General features: G+C 43.2%; 5 protein-coding genes and 2 pseudogenes. 1 reads left to right on the top strand and 6 read right to left on the bottom strand.

Going from position 1 to position 6,469, the window contains the following annotated elements; all coding sequences use genetic code 11:
- The coding region (locus FC65_RS11580) for a transposase family protein (RefSeq protein ID WP_162257056.1) at positions 1-413 on the bottom strand (413 nt) is incomplete at its 3' end.
- A 137-nt stretch (positions 414-550) separates the two neighbouring features.
- On the opposite strand from FC65_RS11580, the gene FC65_RS08000 reads away from it, so the two are divergent.
- The gene (locus FC65_RS08000) at positions 551-1,411 is read left to right on the top strand and encodes an ISL3 family transposase (RefSeq protein ID WP_156408603.1); all 861 of its coding nucleotides are present in this window, start codon (positions 551-553) and stop codon (positions 1,409-1,411) included.
- Positions 1,412-1,653: 242 nt separating this feature from the next.
- Here FC65_RS08000 and FC65_RS07995 read toward each other — a convergent pair whose 3' ends face one another.
- The 5 genes and pseudogenes from FC65_RS07995 to FC65_RS07970 all read right to left on the bottom strand — a co-directional run bounded on the left by FC65_RS07995 (position 1,654) and on the right by FC65_RS07970 (position 6,420).
- Entirely contained in the window at positions 1,654-2,688 is a 1,035-nt protein-coding gene (locus tag FC65_RS07995) for a hypothetical protein (RefSeq protein ID WP_056972228.1), read from the bottom strand.
- A gap of 67 nt (positions 2,689-2,755) precedes the next feature.
- Positions 2,756-3,642: pseudogene (locus tag FC65_RS07990) on the bottom strand (3-hydroxyacyl-CoA dehydrogenase).
- Positions 3,643-3,936: 294 nt separating this feature from the next.
- Positions 3,937-4,653 carry a nitroreductase family protein gene (locus tag FC65_RS07980; protein ID WP_056972224.1) on the bottom strand — a complete coding sequence of 239 codons (717 nt, stop codon included), beginning with the start codon at positions 4,651-4,653 and terminating at the stop codon, positions 3,937-3,939.
- 251 nt (positions 4,654-4,904) lie between these two features.
- Positions 4,905-5,698, bottom strand: a pseudogene (locus FC65_RS07975) (IS30 family transposase); the annotation flags it as partial.
- Positions 5,699-5,739: 41 nt separating this feature from the next.
- Positions 5,740-6,420, bottom strand: a complete 681-nt coding sequence (locus FC65_RS07970; RefSeq protein ID WP_056972221.1) for an IS6-like element IS1216 family transposase — start codon at positions 6,418-6,420, stop codon at positions 5,740-5,742.
- Positions 6,421-6,469: the final 49 nt, after the last annotated feature.

The raw sequence follows: 6,469 nt of genomic DNA, 5'->3' as shown, positions 1-6,469 counted from the left end.
AAGCTATCAACAGGAAAAAGTATAGAACCAATTGTTTTAGCAGTGATACTTTTTCGTGCGAGTTGAATTACTTGATGGTTGATATTATTAGAGAAGGTATGATTCATTTGAACGATGGTTGTTTTGGCACCACAAGTTTTTTGACAATTATGACAAAGATACCTTTGACGACTCAGCTCTAATTCATAGCGACCACCATTTAAGGTTCCTAAACGAATATGACTCAAGTGCTTACCATTTTTAATGAGGGACTCCGAATTACAGTGAGGGCAACAGATTGGTGTGTTAATGAGTGTTGCATGAATCCTATGGATATGAAGGCCATTTTGATCAGTAGATTGGGAAATACCGGTAATAAATATATTTGGGTCTGTAATTTCGAACAAACTTAGGATAGAATTTAATTGGGACATCTGTATACCTCTTTTCGATTTGGTTTAGGCGCTTAAATCGTAACATAAAGAGGACAGATGTCCTTTATTTTTTCCGAAAAGAGATAAAAAAACTGGCATTGGTTATTCACCAATACCAGAAAGTGTAGACCCAAACAATTGCTGAAATACTTGCTATTTCTTGCTCCAGTGTTCAAAGGATTATTAATAACGAGGTTCATCAATCCTACCGGATTAAAATATTACCTGAACACCTTTGTTTTGATGAGTTTCGTTCCTGCCAAAAATTAATGTCTTTCAATTGCTGTGACTCAGTTACGCATGAGCGCGTCGTTTTACTGAAAGATCGTCTCAGTAAAAGTATTATTGACTATTTTGAAAGTCATTTTTCATTAGTCGAACGCGGTAATGTTTTGTCGGTAGTCGTTGATATGAATGCTGCCTATGCCAGCTTCATTCATCGGTTATTCCCAAACGCCAAAGTCATTATTGATCGTTTTCATATTGTCCAGTTAGCCGGTAAAGCTTTATATAAAGAACGTGTTAACTTAGTTCAAACAGTACCTGATACGCATTCAAGAATCCATCGGATTCTTAAATCACAATGGAAACTTTTTCATTTACAGGCAACAGAGATTGACGCTACTAGAGTTAGATATCTGTTTGGCGTCAATGAATATATGACCCAGCAGAATGCCATTGATTTAGGTCTTGATCAGTCGCCTCAATTCAAAGTTGTTTATCAAATATATCAAGATCTTTTACAGGCTATTCGTACAGGTGACTCTAAAAGAATGACTACATTACTTAATCATTATCGTGTAACACACACAGAAATGGATACGGTTATGGCAACTCTTAGAAAAAATAAAATTGCCGTCATTAATAGCTGTCTTTTCCAATATTCCAATGGCCCCTTAGAAGGTATCAACCGCAAAATAAAAGTCTTAAAACGTAATTGTTATGGATTTCGAAATAGAGAAAACTTCTTTACCCGCATTGCTTTAATTTATAAATAAAAAACACATTTACCGAAGTAAATGTGTTCCATATTATCTTCACCAATACGATTTGACAAAGACCCAGAATAAGAAAGAAGAGTAGGCAGGGGCGTACCCTTGTGAGTACAAATGGCCTCAAACGTTCGAGCTTCGCAAACGTTTGAGGCCATTTGTGTATTGTGCTGTTGGCTTTTGATTTATCCAACCGACTTAAGTCATAGCCCCATCTGTGTATTTATTGCCTCGTCGGTTCTGCGGTATTAAACCAGTGGCATCATAGTTGGCTGGTCTAATACATGTTGATAACCAGCTGGGGCGTTAACACATTGCGGAATAACATCGACACTTGGAGCGGCACTGGTTACATAACTCTCCTCCAGTGGCATCATATTCTGTACTTCAACGTCGATTGTTGGGATCCCGGCGATATGAATATGGTTATCAATGGCGGGCTCCTTCACAACATCATTGCAGATTTTATGAACATAGATTAAGCTAACTTTCTTTTCTCCTTTAACGTAGCCACTCATAATGAAACGGTGGCCCATCATCGTTCCCTTCTTAACGACGCCAAACCCCCTGGTTTGAAGGTCATGCGGTGCCGTAAAGACCTCATGGGAAACCTTAACATCATCAAATTTAAGACCCAGCCGATCACCCATTTCATAGACCGCTGCAATATAATAGGCCGCAATTCCAGCCTTTAACTTGTCCTGAGGGAACTTGTCTGGATCCATCCCATAGCCGAAGACCTTCACCCAACTAGAGGTATTATCCTGATCATCTTCACCCGATTGAACGGTTAATTCATCAACGTGGTCGACGAGGTTACACAGGTACAGGGGAAGGTGGGAAGCGTAAAAGCCTGGTAATAGGCCACTCGGCATGAACGTAACCCCATTCTTTTGTGCGGCCGTATTGATCATCTTATATAAGTCCGGTGTAGTAACTTGTGAGTAGTATAGCGGGATAGTTGTAATACAATTTTTCTTAGCATTTAAAACCTTAACCATATCTTCTGCACTTGGTGTAAATGCGCCAGTCTCAGGATCATGACGGAGCGGAGTATAAACTAGTACCACGTCAGCATCTAACTTTAAGGCCGCGTCAATATCGTCAGTAACCTTAACACCAATTTCCGGAAAGCCAAATAAACCAGCTGCGTCCTTACCGATCTTTTCAGGATCATTATCAACGGCCGCCACCAGCTGAACCGATTGACGTTCACCGATCATCCGTACGGCGGCTCGACCAACATTACCTAATCCCCAAATAATCACCTTATACGGTTCCATAATAACTACTTCCTTCCTAAATCAGGCTAGCTGAAACATCAGTGCAGAGTATTATTCGGTTTTAATTCTACTTAAAAAAGTCGGGATCTTTGAATTCAGAGTCAGGATAGTGATAGAAGCCTTGTCCCGCCTCAACACCGGTATGGCCCGCCGCAATCATTGGCTTTAGCTTATCGGCAATCTTTTTAAAGAGCTCATTGTGGGTCTGCTCATACTGGTTATTAACCACTGCATAAGTCGTCCGTAGCCCCACGATATCTTGAATCATAAACAGTCCCAATGGTGAACCATTGGAAATCATCCAATCCTTATCAATCGTATGGGGGTCGGCAACGCCATTAGCCCATAGCGCCATCGCTGCATTAACAATGGCACCAGTAACGCATTCATGATGTAACCATGCTGTTCCTTCTTTAATACCACCGGAACCATCTTAATTGAACGGGCAAATGCAACCAGGTCGTCAATAACTGCCGCTGCCGTCTTCGGGCTGCCCACAATTTCAGCAACATTATGTTTCCAGATATGGTTAGCAAAGTGTAAGTGGGCAAACTTAGCTGGCCGATCAGTAAAAGCAACCAGTTCACTTGGTACGAAGGTTGATGAATTACTAGTGATGATCGTCTTTTCTGGTAACAGTGGACAAAGCTCACTGTAAAAGGCCTTTTTAATCTCTACTGACTCAGAAACCGATTCAATGACCAAGTCGGCATCGGCAACGGTTGCCGCCAGGTCATTACTAATACTAGTAATATTATCACAGGCCGCCTGATAGTCATCCGCGGTCGCTTGCATTTCTTTCATAAACGGCGCCTTGATTGCCGCCAGTCGCTTCTCGGCCCGGTCAATATGCCGGTTCCAAATCTTGACCTGGTAACCACAGCGGGCCATCTGAAAGGCAATTTGACTCCCCAACACACCGGCGCCAGCAACTACCACATTTTTAATTTCCATAACAACGCCTCCTAAATCTTCTCTGCACACCTTTATCATACCATAAATGGTAGCGCTTTTTCAAATACAAAATGGCGTTTGTATGTGTCAAGTCTTTCTCGGTTCCACTAATTGAACTATTCTTTTTTGCTCGACTGCCGGCCAGGACGACCTCCACAGGGCCGACAACGACTGTGAATAGATCCTTCAACAAAGACAACACCCCCTTTGGAGGCAGCTGCCTAGAGATGATTGTCGCATGACACTTGACAAGACACAAATTAAAATTAAAAGATGAATCGATTTATTATCCTGTTATTTCAAACAGAACCCTTGTTGATGCAAGGCATCGAGTAGTTCGCTGCGCTTTTTCGGCGTATGGGCGGCACCGTTAGCTAACAAATGGGAGAAGTTTTCTTCGCGCTGATTGGTATCGCGGGTCGCATAGTAATGCTGAATCACGTGGTCGTAATCTGTTAGTTGCGTTTTCCAGTCGTCAGGTAAATGATAAGTATTGTCGAAGCTCATTAAGCTTTGCGGCATGCGCGGCTTGAAGTTTGGTTTTTGATCGGGATAGCCGACAATCACGCCACAAATCGGGAAGGTGAGGTTCGGTAGGTGAAGCAGGGAGATCAATTGTTTTGGATCATTGAGGATACTGCCTAAAATCACGGTTCCTAACCCTTGATTTTCAGCGGCATCGACGAGGTTTTCTGCCGCCAATAAAGTATCCGATGCGGCTTGGATAAATTTATCCGTTGAGCTGAGTTGGTTAGGGTGGTCGGCGCATAGGTCTGCGCGGTATTGATCCGCCACGAAAATCAATAATTCACCATTGCCATCGACATAAGTTTGGTGGCTGATGGCGGCGATTTGTGAACGCAGTGCGGAATCGGTGATATGAATAATGCTAAAAGACTGCAAGAAATGTGAGGTTGCAGTATGTTGGGCCACAGTGATCAGGCGGTTCAAGCATTGCGGGTCAACTTGTTGCGTGGAAAATTTGCGAATGGTTCGATGATCTAAAAACATGTACTCGCCTCCAAAATAATTATAGTCGAAGTTTTAGCTAATGTAAGGAAAGAATTCGTGGTCTTGCAATACCGTCGTCAGCAAGGTAAGCTCAAGGCAAATTCAAGGAGGCCCAATGCCATGGCGATCACCATCACTCGTGTTACTGAGGCAAATGCTGAAGATTTATTATCCCAAATTGCAAGAACAAGTTAGCCGGGGTGTTGAGACACTCCCAAGAACAGCCTGTTATCTTATGAGTGGTTCATTGTTTAGCTTACGTGTTGTGCTGAACGCCGAGTCCGGCGCACTTCGGTCTCAAAACACTCCTGGGGGATACGGTAGTCTAGCTTTCTCCGGGGAAGCCCGTTAAGACGGTCTTGGGTAGCCAGCACCTGGCTGGGACTAACATCATCCAGCGACTCGCCTCTTGGGTAGTCACGTCTAATCATGCGATTGTGGGCCTTGTTGGAGAGGTGTATGAATGCGCGTAGAAGATGTCTGTATCTGTGTCCTCAAAGGCCTTATTCAGAGTCGAGAACTCCGGGCCATTGTCTGCGGTAATCGTGCGCAGACAGTCACCCCACTCAAGCTTGATTTCTCGTAACGCAAACTCCACAGAGTCCGAGTCTCGGCCGTCGATCAGTCGGAGAAGTTGGCAACGAGTCTTCCGCTCAATCAGGCTAAGGATGACGCTCTCACGGCCATTGCGTTTCCCGACAACGGTATCCATCTCCCAATGTCCGAACTGCTTGCGGCGTTCGACAGCCTTAGGACGCTTCTCAATACTGCGGCCGGCTAGGCGCTTATGCTTAGTGCTCTTGTGTTGCTTGGTCCGCCGATTTGCCTTCTCCACGAGATCGATGTTCCGAATTTCTAAGCGTTGATCATCGATGTAGCGATATAAAGTGGTTGTGCACACCATCTCCTCAGGGGTGAATAGCTTGGCTCGCCGTGCGGCGCCAACGGCTGCATCAGGCGACCAGTGTTCAGTCTTGGCCTGATTAACATACCAGGACAGGAAGTGGCTTGTAGCGGCGAGTTCATCCGGCCGGTTCTGTTGCAAAGTTTTAAATAAAGAATAAAATCCCTTACGGTATCTATGATTTAAGCTGGGATTCCCAATAATACCTTGATTTCAGTACAGACCAAAAACCCGAAGAGAGTGCCTTCTTTTCGGGTTTTCTTATATAATCCTCGGATGGCTTCCATGCCTTTAATCGTGGTAGAGGCAGTGCGTAAACTTCGATAGAATTTATTGCGTCTCTTTACTGGACGATGGTCTTGTTCAATCAAATTATTCAGGTATCTAATGGTACGATGTTCTGTCCCTTGATAAAAGCCGTATTCTTTTAGTTTCTTAAAGGCACTTGTAATAGAGGGGGCTTTATCTGTGACTACAACCTTCGGTTCATCAAACTGCTTCACTAACCGCTTAAGAAAAGCATAGGCTGCTTGTGTGTCCCGTTTTTTACGTAACCAAATATCCAAGGTTAAACCATCTGCATCGATGGCTCGATACAAATAATGCCATTTTCCTTTAATTTTGATGTACGTTTCATCCATTTTCCATGAATAAAAGGATTTTTTATTTTTCTTTTTCCAAATTTGATAGAGTAGTTTGCCATATTCTTGCACCCAACGATAAATCGTCGTATGAGAAACGTTAATGCCACGATCATATAAGATTTCTTGAACTTCACGATAGCTAAGGTTATAACGAAGATAGTAGCCCACGGCTACAATAATCACATCCTGCTGAAATTGCTTTCCTTTAAAATGATTCATCGTCATTCCTCCTGCTATCTTTTTCTATTATTCTACCTTATTGATCCTG

Origin of the sequence: Ligilactobacillus acidipiscis DSM 15836, from assembly GCF_001435755.1 — a bacterium.
Classification (GTDB): domain Bacteria; phylum Bacillota; class Bacilli; order Lactobacillales; family Lactobacillaceae; genus Ligilactobacillus; species Ligilactobacillus acidipiscis.
The sequence above is the reverse complement of the archived record's forward strand: the minus strand, read 5'-3'. Positions and strand labels throughout refer to the sequence as shown.

Excerpts from the sequence above, each read along its gene's own strand:
- FC65_RS07970 (WP_056972221.1), bottom strand. The coding sequence starts at position 6,420 with ATGAATCATTTTAAAGGAAAGCAATTTCAGCAGGATGTGATTATTGTA.
- FC65_RS07995 (WP_056972228.1), bottom strand. The coding sequence starts at position 2,688 with ATGGAACCGTATAAGGTGATTATTTGGGGATTAGGTAATGTTGGTCGA.
- FC65_RS07980 (WP_056972224.1), bottom strand. The coding sequence starts at position 4,653 with ATGTTTTTAGATCATCGAACCATTCGCAAATTTTCCACGCAACAAGTT.